Source organism: Kitasatospora sp. NPDC058406 (genome assembly GCF_042722765.1).
Lineage (GTDB): Bacteria > Actinomycetota > Actinomycetes > Streptomycetales > Streptomycetaceae > Kitasatospora.
Genome location: NZ_JBHXKE010000221.1, coordinates 1 through 15,518, shown reverse-complemented (window position 1 = coordinate 15,518; position 15,518 = coordinate 1). Strand labels below are relative to the sequence as shown.

16 protein-coding genes and 4 tRNA genes are annotated in these 15,518 nt (G+C 75.1%); 8 read left to right on the top strand and 12 right to left on the bottom strand.

Annotated features, from left to right (window positions below):
- Positions 1-39: 39 nt before the first annotated feature.
- Together ACFWOG_RS32120 and ACFWOG_RS32115 are read right to left on the bottom strand one after the other, a co-directional pair.
- Positions 40-112: transfer RNA gene (locus tag ACFWOG_RS32120), tRNA-Lys, on the bottom strand.
- An 87-nt stretch (positions 113-199) separates the two neighbouring features.
- On the bottom strand, positions 200-904 hold the full coding sequence (locus ACFWOG_RS32115; protein ID WP_380362605.1) for a DNA polymerase beta superfamily protein: 705 nt from the start codon (positions 902-904) through the stop codon (positions 200-202).
- A 294-nt stretch (positions 905-1,198) separates the two neighbouring features.
- Between ACFWOG_RS32115 and ACFWOG_RS32110 the strand changes: the two genes are divergently transcribed.
- Positions 1,199-1,990: an SDR family oxidoreductase gene (locus ACFWOG_RS32110; protein ID WP_380362604.1), complete on the top strand. Its 792-nt coding sequence runs from the start codon at positions 1,199-1,201 to the stop codon at positions 1,988-1,990.
- A 55-nt stretch (positions 1,991-2,045) separates the two neighbouring features.
- On the opposite strand, the gene ACFWOG_RS32105 is transcribed toward ACFWOG_RS32110, so the two are convergent.
- Positions 2,046-2,504 (bottom strand): MarR family winged helix-turn-helix transcriptional regulator, encoded by a 459-nt coding sequence (locus ACFWOG_RS32105; RefSeq protein ID WP_329878629.1) that lies wholly within the window; start codon positions 2,502-2,504, stop codon positions 2,046-2,048.
- A gap of 160 nt (positions 2,505-2,664) precedes the next feature.
- On the opposite strand from ACFWOG_RS32105, the gene ACFWOG_RS32100 reads away from it, so the two are divergent.
- Complete coding sequence (locus ACFWOG_RS32100; protein WP_329947862.1) at positions 2,665-3,393, top strand: tyrosine-protein phosphatase; 729 nt, start codon at positions 2,665-2,667, stop codon at positions 3,391-3,393.
- Positions 3,394-3,433: 40 nt separating this feature from the next.
- Complete coding sequence (locus ACFWOG_RS32095) at positions 3,434-4,408, top strand: phosphorothioated DNA-binding restriction endonuclease (protein ID WP_380362602.1); 975 nt, start codon at positions 3,434-3,436, stop codon at positions 4,406-4,408.
- A 14-nt stretch (positions 4,409-4,422) separates the two neighbouring features.
- Here the strand turns inward: ACFWOG_RS32095 and ACFWOG_RS32090 are convergent, their stop codons facing one another.
- Entirely contained in the window at positions 4,423-4,881 is a 459-nt protein-coding gene (locus tag ACFWOG_RS32090; RefSeq protein ID WP_380362600.1) for an RICIN domain-containing protein, read from the bottom strand.
- Between the two features lie 266 nt (positions 4,882-5,147).
- Between ACFWOG_RS32090 and ACFWOG_RS32085 the strand changes: the two genes are divergently transcribed.
- A complete protein-coding gene (locus ACFWOG_RS32085) occupies positions 5,148-5,495 on the top strand; it encodes a hypothetical protein (RefSeq protein ID WP_329878637.1) in 348 nt (115 codons plus the stop codon).
- A 16-nt stretch (positions 5,496-5,511) separates the two neighbouring features.
- Here ACFWOG_RS32085 and ACFWOG_RS32080 read toward each other — a convergent pair whose 3' ends face one another.
- The 5 genes from ACFWOG_RS32080 to crcB (ACFWOG_RS32060) all read right to left on the bottom strand — a co-directional run bounded on the left by ACFWOG_RS32080 (position 5,512) and on the right by crcB (ACFWOG_RS32060) (position 11,372).
- On the bottom strand, positions 5,512-6,387 hold the full coding sequence (locus tag ACFWOG_RS32080; protein WP_329947859.1) for a TIGR02452 family protein: 876 nt from the start codon (positions 6,385-6,387) through the stop codon (positions 5,512-5,514).
- 209 nt (positions 6,388-6,596) lie between these two features.
- On the bottom strand, positions 6,597-8,741 hold the full coding sequence (locus ACFWOG_RS32075) for a DEAD/DEAH box helicase (protein ID WP_380362598.1): 2,145 nt from the start codon (positions 8,739-8,741) through the stop codon (positions 6,597-6,599).
- A 1,319-nt stretch (positions 8,742-10,060) separates the two neighbouring features.
- Complete coding sequence (crcB, locus tag ACFWOG_RS32070) at positions 10,061-10,435, bottom strand: fluoride efflux transporter CrcB (RefSeq protein ID WP_329949118.1); 375 nt, start codon at positions 10,433-10,435, stop codon at positions 10,061-10,063.
- Positions 10,432-10,818: a DUF190 domain-containing protein gene (locus tag ACFWOG_RS32065; protein ID WP_329884987.1), complete on the bottom strand. Its 387-nt coding sequence runs from the start codon at positions 10,816-10,818 to the stop codon at positions 10,432-10,434. The genes crcB (ACFWOG_RS32070) and ACFWOG_RS32065 overlap by 4 nt, the downstream gene beginning before the upstream one ends.
- A 62-nt stretch (positions 10,819-10,880) precedes the next feature.
- Entirely contained in the window at positions 10,881-11,372 is a 492-nt protein-coding gene (gene crcB / locus ACFWOG_RS32060; protein ID WP_329949117.1) for a fluoride efflux transporter CrcB, read from the bottom strand.
- 70 nt (positions 11,373-11,442) lie between these two features.
- On the opposite strand from crcB (ACFWOG_RS32060), the gene ACFWOG_RS32055 reads away from it, so the two are divergent.
- From ACFWOG_RS32055 to ACFWOG_RS32040, 4 genes are all read left to right on the top strand, one after another.
- Positions 11,443-11,784 (top strand): metallopeptidase family protein, encoded by a 342-nt coding sequence (locus ACFWOG_RS32055; RefSeq protein ID WP_329884514.1) that lies wholly within the window; start codon positions 11,443-11,445, stop codon positions 11,782-11,784.
- 155 nt (positions 11,785-11,939) lie between these two features.
- Positions 11,940-12,012, top strand: a tRNA-Glu gene (locus ACFWOG_RS32050).
- A gap of 56 nt (positions 12,013-12,068) precedes the next feature.
- A tRNA-Asp gene (locus ACFWOG_RS32045) sits at positions 12,069-12,142 on the top strand.
- Between the two features lie 27 nt (positions 12,143-12,169).
- Positions 12,170-12,243, top strand: a tRNA-Phe gene (locus ACFWOG_RS32040).
- A gap of 162 nt (positions 12,244-12,405) precedes the next feature.
- Here the strand turns inward: ACFWOG_RS32040 and ACFWOG_RS32035 are convergent.
- The 3 genes from ACFWOG_RS32035 to ACFWOG_RS32025 all read right to left on the bottom strand — a co-directional run bounded on the left by ACFWOG_RS32035 (position 12,406) and on the right by ACFWOG_RS32025 (position 15,377).
- A complete protein-coding gene (locus tag ACFWOG_RS32035; protein ID WP_380362595.1) occupies positions 12,406-13,362 on the bottom strand; it encodes a hypothetical protein in 957 nt (318 codons plus the stop codon).
- On the bottom strand, positions 13,359-13,880 hold the full coding sequence (locus tag ACFWOG_RS32030) for a SigE family RNA polymerase sigma factor (protein ID WP_329949115.1): 522 nt from the start codon (positions 13,878-13,880) through the stop codon (positions 13,359-13,361). The genes ACFWOG_RS32035 and ACFWOG_RS32030 overlap by 4 nt, the downstream gene beginning before the upstream one ends.
- 150 nt (positions 13,881-14,030) lie before the next feature.
- Entirely contained in the window at positions 14,031-15,377 is a 1,347-nt protein-coding gene (locus ACFWOG_RS32025) for an FAD-binding oxidoreductase (protein WP_380362593.1), read from the bottom strand.
- Positions 15,378-15,518 lie beyond the last annotated feature (141 nt).

Here is a 15,518-nt window from a genome sequence, read left to right as displayed (position 1 = left end):
GGCCCGGGGCGGACAACGTCCGGCCCGGGCCTCCTGCGGTGGGGCGCCAGGGGCTCGAACCCTGAACCTACGGATTAAAAGTCCGCAGCTCTGCCAATTGAGCTAGCGCCCCGTGGTCCGCGCCGGGTGGAGCGAACCACGGCGATCCTACCCGGTACGGGGAGGGGCTTCGCCAGTGGATTGCGCGGGCGCGCCGGGTTCAGGGGGCGGGGGTGGCCGCCGGGGTGTAGTGGGCGGCGCGGACGCGGTGGAGCCAGGCCTCGGCGGGGCGCTCGTCGGGGCGGTCGGGGAGGGCGCCGGGCCGGTCGAGGCGCTCGTTGGCGGTGGCGAGGAGGCGTTCGGCGACGGCGGGCTCGTCGGCGATGCGTTCGCCGAGCTCACGGACGCGGCCCGGGTCGGGAAGGCGGACCAGGTTGTGGCCGGTCTCGTGGAGGTGGACGGCCTGTTCCAGCAGGCGGACCAGGTGGCGGGCGTGCTTGGCGGCCCGGGCCCTGGTCGTCGCCTCGGTGGTGTCACGGGTCAGGAGCTTCCTGAACTGCTGGGTGGCGTAGCCGAGGTAGGCGTTGCGGACGGCGCGGGCGCTCAGGAACGACCGGCGTATCGCCATCAGCTCGTCGCCGAGCGGGGTGCGGACCTCGTACAGGTCCTCGGGCAGCCAGACGAGTTCGGTGGCGGTGGGGTTGCAGCTCAGCGCGAGGCGGCACCACTTGGCGGCCTCGTGCAGGGTGCGGTCGGGCGCGGTGGTGACCTGTGACTCGGCGGGGTGGTGCAGGCCGTGGAAGCCCTCGGTCGGGGCGGCGAAGAGGCCGAGACGGTCGATGTCGGAGCCGGCGTGGGCCAGCCCGTACGCGGTCGAGCCGACGATGCCGGACAGCAGGACGGCGCCGGGGGCGGTGGCGGGCATGGGCTTCCCTTCGTCGGATCTCGGTTGGCAGTGTCACCCGGCGGGGCCGCGCCGGGCGAGCGATTTCCGGGCGGCGGCGTCCACCGCGACGGGCCGCGGGCGGTGGACCCGCCGCGGACATGACCTCCCGTGGGGCCGCCCCCTGGGCCGCCCCCGGGGCCGCGAGAGGTCGCGGGTGGGCCCCGGGACTGCCGCTCAAGCCCGCTGCTCCGCAGCCGAGTTCGGTGCGCCGAGGACCACGAGGGCGGCGGTGGCGACGCCGGCGGCGAAGCGGGGAAGAGTAGGGTGCGGAGCATGTCGACCGCCACCGATTCCGCTGCCGCTTCCGAGCAGACCGACCGCCCCGACGTGGTCCTGATCACGGGTGCCGGGCGCGGCATCGGAGCCGCCACCGCTCGGCTGGCCGGCCGCCGCGGCTACCGCGTCTGCGTCAACTACCGGACCGACGAAGCCTCCGCCGCCGCCGTGGTGGAGGAGATCCGGGCCGGGGGCGGCACCGCGCTCGCCGTCCGGGCCGACGTCACCCGCAGCGCCGAGGTGGAGCGGCTGTTCGCCACCGTCGACGCCGAACTCGGTCCGCTCACCGCGCTGGTGAACAACGCCGGGACGCTGGAGAAGCAGGGCCGGCTGGAGGACATCGACGAGGAGCGTCTCAACCGGATCTGGGCCGCCAACATCACCGGTCCGTTCCTCTGCGCCGCGCAGGCGGTCCGCCGGATGTCCACCCGGCACGGCGGGCGGGGCGGCGCGATCGTCAACGTCTCCTCCGCCGCCGCCCGGCTCGGCTCGCCCAACGAGTACGTGGACTACGCGGCCGCGAAGGCCGCCGTCGACACGATGACCCGCGGCCTGTCCCTGGAGGTCGCGGCCGAGGGCATCCGGGTCAACGCCGTCCGCCCGGGGCTGATCCGCACCGGGATCCACGCGCTGGGCGGCGAGCCCGGCCGGGTCGACCGGGTCGCGCCGGGCCTGCCGATGCGTCGGGGCGGGGAGGTGGAGGAGGTCGCCGAGGCGATCCTGTTCCTGCTGTCGCCGGCCTCCTCGTACACCACGGGGGCGTTCCTGGACGTGTCCGGCGGGCGGTGACGAGGGCAGTGGCCGGGGCCCCGGCGGGGATCCCTCCCGGCGGGGCCCCGGCGGCTCAGTGGTGCCAGGCCCGGCCACCGGTGTTGTGGATGAAGCGCTGGAGGACCTTGAGGGTGGTCAGGTACTCCTCGTCGGTGATGTCCGCGTGGCGCTCCGCCCAGAGGTCGTCCTGGAGGCCGGCCGCCTTGTCGAAGAACGCCCGGCCGTCGGAGGTGAGCGTGAGGCGGCCCCCCGCCTCCTCCACGATCCAGCCCTGCGTGACGGTGGTGTCGATCTCCGCGGCCAGGGCCTCCGGCCCGGTGTCCAGGTACTCGCGCAGGACCCGGGAGACGTCCTCCCGCGTCAAGGGCGCACCGGCGCGGGCCACCTGGGCCAGCACCCACCACTGCGGCTGGGTGGTGCCGATCTCCTCCAGCGCGCCACGGGTGCGGGTGACGACGGCCTTGTAGGCCGCCCAGCTCCAGTACCCGATGGGCTGCTTGATCAACTCGGCGTCGCTGTGCGAGTACTCCACGGCCGGCTCCCTGTCCTCTGTTCCGCCCGGCTGCGACGACTCCGCGCCGGGCCGGTTCCTCGACACCGACCCTAGGAATTGAAGCCGACTTCAAGTCAAGCGTGATCGCAGTGTCCCGATTCCTTCCCCCGGCGGCGCCCGCGCCCGTACGGTAAGGGCCATGACCGACGACCTGCCGGACCGTGAACCCGACCTGCCGTCCGCCTTCATCGACATCCCCGGGGTGCGCAACTTCCGCGACGCCGGAGGCGTCGGCTCGCTCCGGCGCGGCGTGCTCTTCCGCTCCGGTTCGTTCCACACCCTCGCGCCCGAGGGAGCCCAGCGGCTCAAGGCGCTCGGGCTGCGGACCGTGATCGACCTGCGCAGCCCGTTCGAGCTGGACGTCTGGCCGGACCTGCGGCACGGTCTCGACCACGAGACGCTCAGCCTCCCCACCCTGCCCGCCAACCGCGAGGACACCGACCGGCCCTGGCCGGAGGGCCAGGCGGAGCTCTACCCGTTCATGGCCGCGACCGCCGGTCCCTCGCTGGTCGCCGCGATCCGCCGGCTCGGCACCCCCGGCACCCTGGCGGCCGTCGTCCACTGCGCCGTCGGCAAGGACCGCACCGGACTCACCATCGCCGTCGTCCAGGAGCTGCTGGGCGCCTCCGAGGCCGAGATCCTCGCCGACTTCCTGCGCTCCAACACCGGACTCGGCCTCCTCGACGGGCCCACGCCCTACATCGACGAGACCGGTACCGAGCGCATCTCCCGGCCCATCTCCGAGGAACTCCTCACCTCCTCCTTCGACTGGATCCGTGCCCACCACGGCTCCGTCACCGCCTACCTGCACGCCCACGGCGCGACGGACGAGGACCTCGACGCCCTCCGGGCCAACCTGTCGGAGTGACGGGAACGCGGGAGGCGGCGGAGCGGGGGGAGAACGGGGCATGAGGCGTGGCGAACTGCTCGCCGGGCTGGCCGGGATCCGGCAGGCGCAGAGCAACGGCGTCCGCGCGCCGCACAAGCCGCTGCTGCTGCTCTGGCTGCTCGGCCGCCACGCCCGTCTCGGCACCAGCGAGGTGCCGTACGCGGAGGCCGAGCAGCCGGTCAGCCGGCTGATCAACGACTACGGGCCCGCCGTGGGCCGCAACACGGCAGCCCAGCGGGCGGCGATGCCGTTCGTCCACCTGGAGCGGAGCCTCTGGACCCTGCGGGACGGCGCCGGGCGGCCGCTCGACGCCAAGGACGTCCGGGACAGCGGTGCCGCACTGCGCCGGGTCGACGCGGTGGGCCGGCTGCGGCCGGAGGTCGAACGGCTGCTCACCGAGGACCCGTCGGCCCTCGCGGTCGCCGTCCGGCTGCTGCTGGACCGGCACTTCACACCCACCCTGGAGGCGGCGATCTGCGAACAGGCCGACGTGGCCCTGCCCGAGCTGGACGTCGCCGACCTGGAGCTCCCTGCGGCGGGCGGGACGGGGGGCGGGCCGGGGGGCGGGCCGGCGTACCGGATCACCCGGCGCCGGGTCCGGGCCGCCGGCTTCGCCGCCGACGTGCTGCGGGCGTTCGACCACGCCTGTGCGATCTGCGGGTACGACGGCCGGCTCGGCCGCGCCGCCGTGGGCATCGAGGCGGCGCACGTCCAGTGGCACAGCCAGGGCGGCCCCGACGTCGTCGACAACGCGCTCGCGCTCTGCTCCCTGCACCACGCGCTGTTCGACTTCGGCGTGCTCGGGGTGACGGAGGACCGCACCGTCCGTGTCTCCCCCCACTACCGGACGGACTCACCCGCGGGCCGGGCCGTCCTGGCCCTGGGCGACCTCCCGGTGGCGCGCCCCGACCGACCGCTCTCGGCGCGCGCGCACGACTTCCTGGGCTGGCACGACCGGTCGGTGTTCAAGCACGCGGGGTTCGTCCTGGGCTGACCTGCGACGGGCCGCTACTGCCGTTCCAGCCGCCACCACTGGGCCGGCGAGTCGGTGTCCTCCCACTGGTGGACGGGGGCGGGCGGCTCGGTGACCGGACCGTCCGGGGCGGTGAGGGCCTTGCCGCTGACGAAGCTGGTGAGCGTGTACGTGCCGGGGTCGTCGAGGTGGTGCTCGACCAGCCATTCCTGGGCGCCGAAGGCGTTGGCGGACCACTGCTGGACCGGGACGCCGTTCTCCGGAGAGGCTCCGGTGACGTCGAGCCGCTTGCCGCCGGCGACGTTCTCGACGTGGAACAGCGCACCACCGAGGTGGACGGCGCTCAGCCGCCAGAGCTGCGCGTCCGAGCCGTCCTCCGCACCGAGCACCGCCTTGGCGCCGCTGCGGCGGCTGCCGTCGGCGATCTCCAGCAGCAGGCCGGCGGCGACGTTCCGGATCCGGTAGAGGCCGTCGGTGATCACGTGGTCAGTCACGGGGGGAGTCTCTCACCGGGCTACGACAGCCCGGTGTTCCCAGGTGGACGCGGCGGCCAGGACGAGGACGACGGTGCCCACCTGCACCGGCGCGGAGGCGGAGGTACCGAGCGGCACCGCGGTCACCCGGGTGAGTACGGGGCACGGCGACCGGGCCGCGCGGGGGATTTCGCCGGACGGGCGGCGGAGCGGCCCGCACGAGGACGCGCGCCGCGGGCGGGCTATGGTCGGAGGTCCGAGGAGTCTGCTGAGGAGTGGAGTCGACCATGGCGAGGATCCCGAACGCGCTCACGGCCACCGTGCCCGCCGCGCTGACCGCGGCGAGCGGTCTGGTCGGCGGCTACGGCGTCGCCCGGTGGACCGGCAACCGCCAACTCGGCGGGGCCGTCCTGGCGGTGGCGGGCGCCGGCGCGGCCGCGCAGTGGCACCGGCGTTCGGGTGCGGCCACCGCTGCCGCGCTGACCGGGCTGTACGTGGTCGCGTTCGGCGGCTCGCACCCGCTGGCGAAGCGGATCGGCGCCTGGCCGTCCGTCCTCGCCGTCACCGGCGTGGTCGCCGCCGCCTCGGCCGTCGCGTCGGCGGTCGTCACCAGGCCGTCGGCCCCCAGGGGCTGAGCCCGCGCGGGGGCTGTCAGCCCCCGAACCGCGCCTCGAAGGCGTCCCGGTTCGGCGAGACCGGCGTCCGGTCCCAGACCGCGAACACCACCCGGTCGAAGGCGGCCCCGTACCGGGACAGCGCCCCTTCGAAGGCCTCCGCCACCTGGGCCGGGTCGTTGCGGAACACCCCGCAGCCCCACGCCCCCAGCACCAGCCCGCGTATCCCGTGCCGCGCCGCCGCGGCGAGCACCCGCTCGGCCCGCTCGGCGAGCACGCCCCGGACGTCCACGGTCGCACCGGCGTCCACGGCCGGGCCGGCCGTCTCCGTCCCGGTGTCCCCGGCGTCCGAACGCAGCGCCAGCTGACCGGCGTTCGGTGCCGGCGAGGTGAGGAAGGTGACCGGGTACGGCCGGGCCAGCAGCTCGCCGCCCCCGCCGCGGATCACCGGCACCTCGGGCGAGACGATCACCCGGTGGCTGTACCTGAGGTCGCGGGAGGCCCGGTGCGCCTCGTAGTAGTCCGGCGCCTCCAACAGGCAGGTGTACAGCAGGGCGCTGCGGCAGAGGTCCTCCTCCTGGGCGCGGGCGCCCCGCAGGTAACCGCCGCCCGGGTTCCGCGCGGAGGCGAAGTTGAGCACCCCGACGGGGCCCGCGCCCGCCTCGACCAGCCGCCGGGCCGCCCCGATGCTGCCCTCGGCGGTGACCTCGACGGCCTCGGGCCGCACCACCGGCCCCGGGCCGCCCGCCGACACCAGCCCGTCCAGCTCCGCCGGGGCGTACGACACCGTCCCGGCGCGGGCCGCCGCCAACGACCCGGCCAGGTCCACGAGCTCGCCCCCGGGCGCCCGGTAGCTCCCCCGCTCGACGATCCCCTCGTTCTCCGCCGCCACGTTGCGCATTCTGCTGCTCATGTCCGCGACGGTAGGGGACGCCGGCCGGCCGGCGCCACTGGTTATTCTCAGCACCAGAACAACGCGCCCGGCCCGCCCGGACGCCGCCCGCCCCCTTCCTGCGGGCGGGAACGCCGACGGGCCCGCTCCACCGAGGTGGAACGGGCCCGTCGTCAACGCTCAGTCACCGCGCCCCGCGGCCTCGCCGGAGGGCCGGGACGCCTGCGGCGTCAGTTCTTCCAGCGCGGCTTGCGGTCGTCGCGGTTGAAACCGCCCGAGCTGGGGCCACCGGGGCGGCCACCGCGGTCGTCACGGTCACGGTTGAAACCGCCACCGGCCTGCGGGCGGCCACCGGAGCGGTGGTCGTCACGGCGGGAGAACGGACGGCTGCTGCCGCCGCCGGCGCTGCCACCGCGCTCGTCACGGCCGAAGGCCGGACGGTCACCGAAGGAGCGGGCCGGGCGGTCGCCGAAGGAGCGGGCGCCGCGGTCGTCACGGTCGCGGTTGAAGCCGCCGCGGTCGTCACGGTCACGGTTGAAGCCACCGGGGCGGCCACCGCGGTCGTCACGGTCACGGTTGAAGGACGGACGGTCCCCACGGTCGCGGTTGAAGCCGCCACGGTCGTCACGGTCACGGTTGAAGCCACCGGAGCGGCCACCGCGGTCGTCACGGTCACGGTTGAAGGACGGACGGTCCTCGCGGAACGCGGGGCGCTCGCTGCGCGCCTCGCGGTGCGACGGCGCGCGCTCCTCGGTCACCGCGGGGGTCGCGGCCGGCTCGGTCACGGCGGTCTCGCCGGTGGTCACGGCCTCGCCCTCGGCCTCGGCGGCCGGGGCCTCGTCCACGATGCCCAGGTCGGCACGCTCGCGCGCGGCCCGCGCGGACAGCCGGTCGGCCTCGTCGCGCAGCTCGGCGGCGCGACGCTGGGCGCGCTCCAGCTGGCGGCCCATGTCGGCGACCTCGCGCTCGGCGGCACCGGCGATGTTCGCCGCGCTCTCCGCCTGGACCTCGACCAGCGAACGGGCGCCGGTGATCCGGGCCACCTCGGGGTCGAAGGCGTGGTCCAGGATGTGGCGGCCGGCGTCGACGCCCGCGTCCTCCATCAGGCGGAAGACGCCGCGGCGCTGGTGCGGCAGCACCAGGGTGACGACGGTGCCGGAGCGGCCGGCACGGGCGGTGCGGCCCGAGCGGTGCAGGTAGTCCTTGTGGTCACCGGCCGGGTCGACGTTGAGGACCAGGTCGATGCCGTCGACGTGGATGCCTCGCGCGGCGACGTCGGTGGCGACGACGACGTTGACGTAGCCGTCCTTGAAGTCGCCGAGGACCCGGGTACGGGCGCCCTGGGTCATGCCGCCGTGCAGCGCGTCGGCCTTCACGCCGGCCTCGACGAGCTGCTCGGCGACGCGGTCGGCGCCCATCTGGGTGCGGACGAAGATGATCGTGCGGCCCTTGCGGGCGGCGATCGCGTTGGTGATCGGCGCCTTGTCCTTGGGCTTCACCACGAGGATGTGGTGGGTCATGGTGGTCACCGCGCCGGCCGACGGGTCGACCTCGTGGGTGACCGGGTTGTTCAGGTAGCGCTTGACCAGGGTGTCGATCTCGTTCTCCAGGGTGGCGGAGAACAGCAGGCGCTGGCCGCCGGCCGGCACCTGGTCGAGGATCTCGGTGACCTCGGGCAGGAAGCCCATGTCGGCCATCTGGTCGGCCTCGTCGAGGACGGCGACCTGGACGTCGGCGAGCTTGGCGGAGCCGCGGTTGATCAGGTCGCGCAGGCGGCCGGGGGTGGCGACGAGGACGTCGACGCCGCGCTCCAGCGCGTAGATCTGGTTGGACATCGAGGTACCGCCGCAGACCACCTTGAGCCGCAGGCCGAGCACCGAGCCGAAGGGCTCCAGGGCGTCGGCGACCTGCATCGCCAGCTCACGGGTCGGGACGAGGATCAGGCCGCGCGGGTGCTTGGCACGGGTGCGCTCGCCGGCGGCGAGGCGGGTCAGCAGCGGCAGGCCGAAGCTGAGGGTCTTGCCGGAGCCGGTGCGGCCGCGGCCCAGCACGTCCTTGCCGGCCAGCGCGTCCGGGATGGTCGCGGCCTGGATCGGGAACGGGGTGGTGACGTCACGCTTGGCGAGGGCGCGGACGATGTCGTCCGGCAGGCCCAGGTCGCCGAAGGTGAGGGTGGGCTCGGCGGGCTCCTCGGCGGTCTCGACCGCGTCGGTGTCGGCGACCTCGACCTCGTCGACGGCGGCGATCAGCTCGGCGTCGGCCTCGACGACCGGCTGGGCGGCGTCGAGGGAGTCGGTGGTCGGCTCGGTGGTGGTGGCATCGGCGGCGGACTCGCTCGCAGGCATGGCGAAGCGGGCGTCGTCAACGAGAGACATCTAAAACCTTCCGGAAGTGGCACGCGCCAAAGTCCGGGGTTCTGTTTCACAACCGCCTCTATGCGGTCAGCCACGGATCGCCGGAACGCGCCAAGGGCGCCAGGTGAGTTAGGGCGCCAGTCAAATGGATCAAACGAACGATCTACCACCATAGACGAACCTCGGGATCAAAGGCAAATGCGCTGGCCGGACCTGGGAACCGGAGCCCGGCCGCACGCGCCACTACCCTCCGGTCCCCGCACTCGGTGCCGACGAGGCCGTCACAGCGGGTGACGGCTCCGGCGCCGGGGTGGCGGTCGGCGCGGGCGTGGTGTGCCCGGGTTCCGGCGAGGCGGGCGGCCGGGCACTCGGGCTCGCGGCCGGGGTGGATGCCGCCGAGCCGCCGGAACGGCCGTCGCCGGGGCCCGCGCCCGTCCCGGTGGTGGCCCCGGTGCCCCCCGTGGTGTGTCCCGTCCCCGCGGTCCCGCCCGCGCCGCCCGCCGCACCGCCCGCGGTCGCACCGGAGCCCGAGTGGGGCGCCGGGCTGACGCTCGCGCCCCCGGCCGAGCCGCTCACGCCGGGCGCGGACTCGCCGGGCGCACCAGCCGGTACCGGCTCCGCGCCGGCAGGTGCGCCGTTCGCGTCGCTCAGATCACCCGTCACGACGGGCTGCTCGCCCATGGCCGGGCCGAGGCCGCCACCCGGCGCGTTCTGCCCCTGCACGCTCCCCGCACGCTCCGGCCGCCCCGAGGCACCGCCCTGGTGCCCGCCGGCCGTCGGCGAGGCCGACGGGCCGGACCCCGGCCTGGCCGCCGTCCCCGCCTGGCCGACCGGCACCGCACCGTGCTTCTCGTCCGCCCCGGGCCCCACCGACATGCACCCGGTCAGCCCCAGCCCGGCCACCGCCAGCACCGCCGCCGCCCGCACCACCCCGGTCCGGACCGCCGCCGTGCGCGGCTCGGCCCGCCGCTCCGCGAGCGACCGCACCACCGCCGCCGGGCGCCCGGACTCCGCCGGTTCCCTCGCCGGGATCCCGGCCGCCGACGGCTCCGCCGGCCGCCCCTCCCGAGTGCCCGTCTCCCGCTCCGTACGCACCGCACGGACCGCACGCATCGCACGCTTCGCCGCCACCGCGCTCCCTCTCCTGACCCCGCCCCGGGCGGACCGCCCACCCACCGCGCGCGGCCACCATTTCTGGTGCCCAACGCGCGCCCCCGGCGCACGGACACGGACCGGCCCACCGGAAGCACCCGAACGAGCGCCGCGCCCGCCCCCGGGTCCGAACGGGCGTGCCCCGACCGGACCCGCGACCGCCCCAGGGCGCCCCGCTCGCCGGGCGATCAGCCCCAGAGCGCCGAGGCCAGGCCCGCCCCCGCGTAGACCGCCGCCAGGCCCGCCACGACGCTGCCCACGACGTTGGCCAGCGCGTACCGCACGGCCCCGCCCTCCGCCAGCCGCAGCGTCTCGTACGAGAAGGTCGAGTACGTGGTCAGCGCCCCGCAGAACCCCGTCCCGACCAGCAGCCGGACGTGCGAGGACGCGGCGCCGGCCGCCACCGCGCCGGTCAACAGCCCCAGCACCAGGCAGCCGGCCGCGTTCACGGTGAACGTCCCCCACGGGAACACCGAGTCGTGCCGGGACTGCACCACCCGGTCGGTCAGGTACCGCAGCGGCGCACCGACCGCCGCGCCGGCCACCACCAGCAACCAGTTCACGCCCCGGCCTCCCCGGCTTCGCCGCGCGGACCCGCCGCGCCGTCCGCGGACGGCCCGCCGCGGCCCGCGTACCGGACCACCTCGCACCGGTCCAGCAGCACCAGCCCCTCCGCCACCAGCCCGTCCAGCTGCGGCAGGAAGGCCCGCACCCGCTCCTCCGTGTCCACGATCACCACCGCCACCGGCAGGTCCTCGCTCAGCGACAGCAGCCGCGCCGTGTGCACCAGGGACGACGCCCCGAAACCCTCGATCCCCCGGAACACGCTCGCCCCGGCCAGCCCGGCGGCCCGCGCCCGGTGCACGATCTCGCTGTACAGCGGGCGGTGCCGGCAGCGGTCGTTCTCGCCGACCAGCACCGTCAGCCGCAGCGCCTCCCCGCCCAGCCGCGACGACGCCGGACCGCGCCCCTGATCCGCCCCCGGTTCCGGTTCCGGCCCCCGCCCCGTCACGCCGACCTCCCCGCGCCGCGCCGGACCAGACGGCGCGTCACCCGGGACGCCCCCCAGACCGCCACCAGCGCCGCCACCGGCGTCCCGCCGAGGTAGGCCAGCCCGAGGCCCGGCCGTCCCTCCTCCAGCAGGCCGCGGATGTCCACCGCGTACGTCGAGAAGGTCGTGAACCCGCCCAGCACGCCGGTCCCGAAGAACGGCCGCAGCAACGGGTGCGCCGGACGGCCCTCGGTGACCACCACCAGGAAGACCCCGATCACCGCGCACCCGGCCACGTTGACCAGCAGCGTGGTCCACGGGAACGCCGCCGTCCCGGTCGGCCAGAGCAGCCCGGCCCCGTACCGGGCCGCCGCCCCCAGCGCCCCGCCGACCGCCACCACCGCCACCGCCGGCCCCTGCCCGCGCAGCGCCGACGGCCGCCGCGGGACCACCGTCCGCGACGGGTCTCCCACCGGGCCGTCCGGCACCACGCCCTCCGAGGTCGCCATGAGCCCATGAAACACCGCCGTCGACCGCCTGGCACACCGTCACCCCAGACCCGACAATGATCCGGTGGAGATGACCCGGGAAGACTTCGAGGTACTGGTCAGCGATGCGCTCGACCAGATCCCCCCGCAGCTCGCGGCGATGATGGACAACGTCGCGGTCTTCGTCGAGGACGAACCCGACCCCGCCGACCCCGAGCTCCTCGGCCTGTACGAGGGCACCCCGCTCACCGAACGCGGTGAGTGGTACGCCGGCGTGCTGCCGGACCGGATCCTCGTCTACCGGGGACCGACCCTCCGCCTCTGCGACAGCCGCGAGCAGGTCGTCGACGAGGTCCGCACCACGGTGATCCACGAGGTCGCCCACCACTTCGGCTTCGACGACCACGAGCTCGACGAACTCGGCTGGTCCTGAGCCCGCACCCCGACCGCGCGGCGCTCGCACCCGGGCCGAACCGCCCCACCGGCGCCCCACCGCCCACCTGGCCGAAACCCGTTTTGGCGATCCGCCCGGCATCCCATATGCTTCTCGACGTCCCCGAACGCTGGAGACAGCGGGACAGGCCGCAAGCCCTCATCGTCTAGTGGCCCAGGACGCCGCCCTTTCAAGGCGGTAGCACGGGTTCGAATCCCGTTGGGGGCACGCAGTACCGTAGTACAGTGCAGTAAGGCAAGACCTGGTGGAGCGACACCACCTCAGGTCCCGTGGAGCAGTTGGTTAGCTCGCCACCCTGTCAAGGTGGAGGTCGCGGGTTCAAGTCCCGTCGGGATCGCTCGTCTCGCAAGAGACGGTGCAGTACGGCCAGGTAGCTCAGTTGGTACGAGCGTCCGCCTGAAAAGCGGAAGGTCGCCGGTTCGACCCCGGCCCTGGCCACCGTACTGGGAAGGCCCCGGAGAGTTCACTCTCCGGGGCCTTCTTCGTGTGTCCGCAGGCGGGCCCGGGCCCGTCCGGGGGTTCCGGGCTGCGCGCTCCGGTACCCGGGGCGGTGGACCGCTCCGACCACAGGACCCGCGCACCCGGCCCCGGACGGACGGCTCAGCCCTTCTGGGCCGCGAAGAGGGTGCCGTCCGCGCGGTAGAGGCTGACCCGGTACGTGGACGAGGTGCCGTCGGCGGCGATCCAGCGGACGGGCGAGTCGCCGAGGGTCACGACGGCGGGCCGGGCGACGGTGCCGTCGGCCCACTTCACCTCGGCGTAGGAGACCTCGGGGGCGACCGTGAAGAAGCCCACCTCGGGGGCGCCGTAGAACGGGTCGTCGGTGCCGTTCTTGGCCCAGGCGTGGAAGGCGGCGCCGCCGGTGACGTCCTCGACCCCGCCGGGCGGGGTCGAGCCGGGCGGAGGGGTGCCCCAGAACGGGACGGCGCCCCGGACGGGCTGCTCGCTCGCCACCGACCGCGAGATCCGCTTGCCGTCCACGATCAGGGAGAAGACCACCTGGTCGTGGTCGGCGTGCCGGTACTGGTCGACGTAGTCCTGGGTCGGCGGGGAGTCGGTGGAGCCCGCCGCCTTGTCCTCCTCCCAGATCAGCCGGGCCTGCTGGAGGGCCTGTTCCTTGGAGACGGCCGGCCAGAGGGCCGCCCAGGCGGTCCACGGCTTGCCGTCCTTGGTGCCCGACGCCATCTGCACCCGGACCGGTGTGAACGGGTCCCGGGGGGCTGGCGGGGCGGTCTGGGTGGGTGTGGCGGCCGGAGCCTGTCCGGGGCCCGCCGCGGGCGAGAGCGGCGCGGACGCCGCGATCAGCGGCCCGGTCCGGGACGACGGGCCGGGGCCGCCGTGGACGGCCGCGACGCCGCCGACGGCCGCGACCACGGCGAGCGCCGTCGCCCCCGTCAGCAGGGACCGCCGCCGCATCACCCTGCGGCGTCCTCCGGCCTGGACGGCGGTGTACGGCACGGGGCCGATCTGCACCGTCTCCGCCAGTCCGGAGAGCTCCCGGACCACCGCCCCCGTTCCCTCGACCGCTCCGGCCGACCCTGTTTCGTCGCGGTTCACGCCGCACCTCCGATGCTCGTCCTGGTGTTGAGTGAGGAGAGCTCGCGCAGCTTGGCGATCCCCTTCGACGCCTGGCTCTTGACCGTGCCCACGGAGCAGCCCATGGCGGCGGCGGCCTGGGACTCGCTGAGGTCCTCCCAGTACCGGAGCACCACCGCCTGGCGCTGCCCGGGGGGCAGCGTGCCGAGCGCCTCCAGCAGCGCCGCCCGGTCGTCGACCCGTCCGAAGCCGTCCGGGCCGGACTGCTCGGGAACGGCGGTGACCAGCCGCTCGGGAAGCTTCCGCCGGAACCGGCGGGCGTGTTCGTTGATCAGGATCCGGCGCACGTACGCGTACGGATCGTCGGCCCGGGTGACCTTCCCCCAGGCCGCGTACGTCCGTTCCAGTGCCGTCTGGACCAGGTCCTCCGCCAGGTAGCGCTCCCCCGACAGCAGGAACGCCGTGCGCATCAGACGTGGCCAGGCACCGGTCATGAACGCGTTGAACTCGAAGTCCCGCTCGGCCTTCTTGGCTCCCATGAGTACCTCCTCGCCCTCCCAGAGCCCGGGACGGTGGTGAACCGTTGCCCGGCGGGGAAGGACGAGGAGAAACGTACGTCGTGGCGGCCGGACGTCGGCCGGCGGCACCGCGCGGCCGGACGTCGGGCGGCGGGCGTCGGGCGGCGGGCGTCAGGCGGCGGGCGGGATGTTGAAGTTCAGGCGGAAGAGGTTCCCCGGGTCGTAGACGGCCTTGAGTTCGGTGAGCCGCCGGTGGACGTCCTCGGGGTAGGCGGCGCGGACGGTCGCCGGGTCGGCGGCGTCGAAGCCGAAGAAGTTGGCGAAGGCCCCGCCGGTGGACCACGGGCCGAGGCGTTCGTGCAGGGTGCGGTGGGCGGCGCGCAGGTCGTCGAGCCGGCCCGGTTCGATCAGGCTGGTGGAGAAGGCGAGGTAGCCGGCGTCGCGGCCGCCGACCGCGTTCGGCACGGCTGGCTCGCGGGAGTAGGCGCCGCCCTGGAGGCGGACCTCGACGATCAGCGGACTGTCCGTGTCCGGCCCGGCGAGGTCGAGGAGGGTGTCCACCGCCTCGGGGGCGAGTTCCCGCAGCGCGGTGTTGCGGTCGTACGCGGGGTGCGCGAACGGCGGTTCGTGGTGGATGGTGCCGGCGTCCTGGAACGGCAGCTCGCGCACGGTGTCGAGCAGCGGGGTGCCGAGGGCGCGCAGCGGCTTGACCAGGTCCTCGCCCTGGTCGGCGGGGCCGCTCCAGGCGACCCGGAGGACGGCGGCGTACCGGCCGCGGAGCGGTTCGGGCAGCACGGGCAGGTCGGGGTAGCGGATCAGCTGGGCGGAGGTGGCGAGCTCCTCGGGAACCGTCCGGCTCCACTCGGCCCAGCCGTGCAGCGCGGCGGCGGCGGACTCGGCGGGGAAGTAGAGGCCGCCCCCGAACAGGGTCGCGACCGGGACGAGGTCGATCTCCATGGCGACGACGACGCCGAAGTTGTCCTTGCCGCCGCGCAGGGCCCAGAACAGGTCGGGCTCGGTGTCGGGCGTGGCGGTGCGCAGCCGGCCGTCGGCGGTGACCACGTCGAGGCGGCGGACGTGGTCGGCGGCGTACCCGTAGCGGCGGCCGAGCAGGCCGATGCCGCCGCCGAGGGTGTAGCCGACCGCGCCGACGTCGGGGTTGGAGCCGCTGAGCGGGGCGAGGCCGTGCGGTGCGGCGGCGGCGAGCACCTCGTGCCAGCGGACGCCGGCCGCGAGGGTGGCGGTGCGGGCGTCCGGGTCGACCGTGACGCCCTTCAGCCCCGCCGTGCTGATGACGAGCTGGCCGTCGGTGGGGACGGAGATGCCGTGGCCGGTGGCGCGGACGGCGACCGCGAGGCCGTGCTCGTCGGCGTACCGGACGGCGGCCGCGACGTCGGCGGTGTCGGCGGCGGCCACCACCAGTGCGGGGTGGTGGTCCAACGCGAGGTTGTATCCGGTCCGTTGGGCGTCGTAGTCGTCATCGCCCGGCCGGTACACCGGCCCTGTGGTCTCGATCATGCCGGGAGGCTAACCCGGTCGCGGGCGGAGCAATCCCGTCCGCATCCGCTCTCTGTCAGGTCGGCCCGGAAGGCTTGTTGACGGAGCGTCACCATCGGCCGCGCGGGAAGGGGCCCGGGAGGGGTCGGGCCGGGGTGGCCG

What these genes read in the sequence shown, in the direction of transcription:
- ACFWOG_RS32085 (WP_329878637.1), top strand. Translation starts at nt 5,148, where the DNA reads ATGGCGAGGATCCCGAACGCGCTCACGGCCACCGTGCCCGCCGCGCTG.
- ACFWOG_RS32025 (WP_380362593.1), bottom strand. Translation starts at nt 15,377, where the DNA reads ATGATCGAGACCACAGGGCCGGTGTACCGGCCGGGCGATGACGACTAC.
- crcB (WP_329949117.1), bottom strand. Translation starts at nt 11,372, where the DNA reads ATGGCGACCTCGGAGGGCGTGGTGCCGGACGGCCCGGTGGGAGACCCG.
- ACFWOG_RS32055 (WP_329884514.1), top strand. Translation starts at nt 11,443, where the DNA reads ATGACCCGGGAAGACTTCGAGGTACTGGTCAGCGATGCGCTCGACCAG.
- ACFWOG_RS32080 (WP_329947859.1), bottom strand. Translation starts at nt 6,387, where the DNA reads ATGAGCAGCAGAATGCGCAACGTGGCGGCGGAGAACGAGGGGATCGTC.
- ACFWOG_RS32095 (WP_380362602.1), top strand. Translation starts at nt 3,434, where the DNA reads ATGAGGCGTGGCGAACTGCTCGCCGGGCTGGCCGGGATCCGGCAGGCG.
- ACFWOG_RS32030 (WP_329949115.1), bottom strand. Translation starts at nt 13,880, where the DNA reads ATGGGAGCCAAGAAGGCCGAGCGGGACTTCGAGTTCAACGCGTTCATG.
- ACFWOG_RS32100 (WP_329947862.1), top strand. Translation starts at nt 2,665, where the DNA reads ATGACCGACGACCTGCCGGACCGTGAACCCGACCTGCCGTCCGCCTTC.
- ACFWOG_RS32075 (WP_380362598.1), bottom strand. Translation starts at nt 8,741, where the DNA reads ATGTCTCTCGTTGACGACGCCCGCTTCGCCATGCCTGCGAGCGAGTCC.
- ACFWOG_RS32110 (WP_380362604.1), top strand. Translation starts at nt 1,199, where the DNA reads ATGTCGACCGCCACCGATTCCGCTGCCGCTTCCGAGCAGACCGACCGC.
- ACFWOG_RS32115 (WP_380362605.1), bottom strand. Translation starts at nt 904, where the DNA reads ATGCCCGCCACCGCCCCCGGCGCCGTCCTGCTGTCCGGCATCGTCGGC.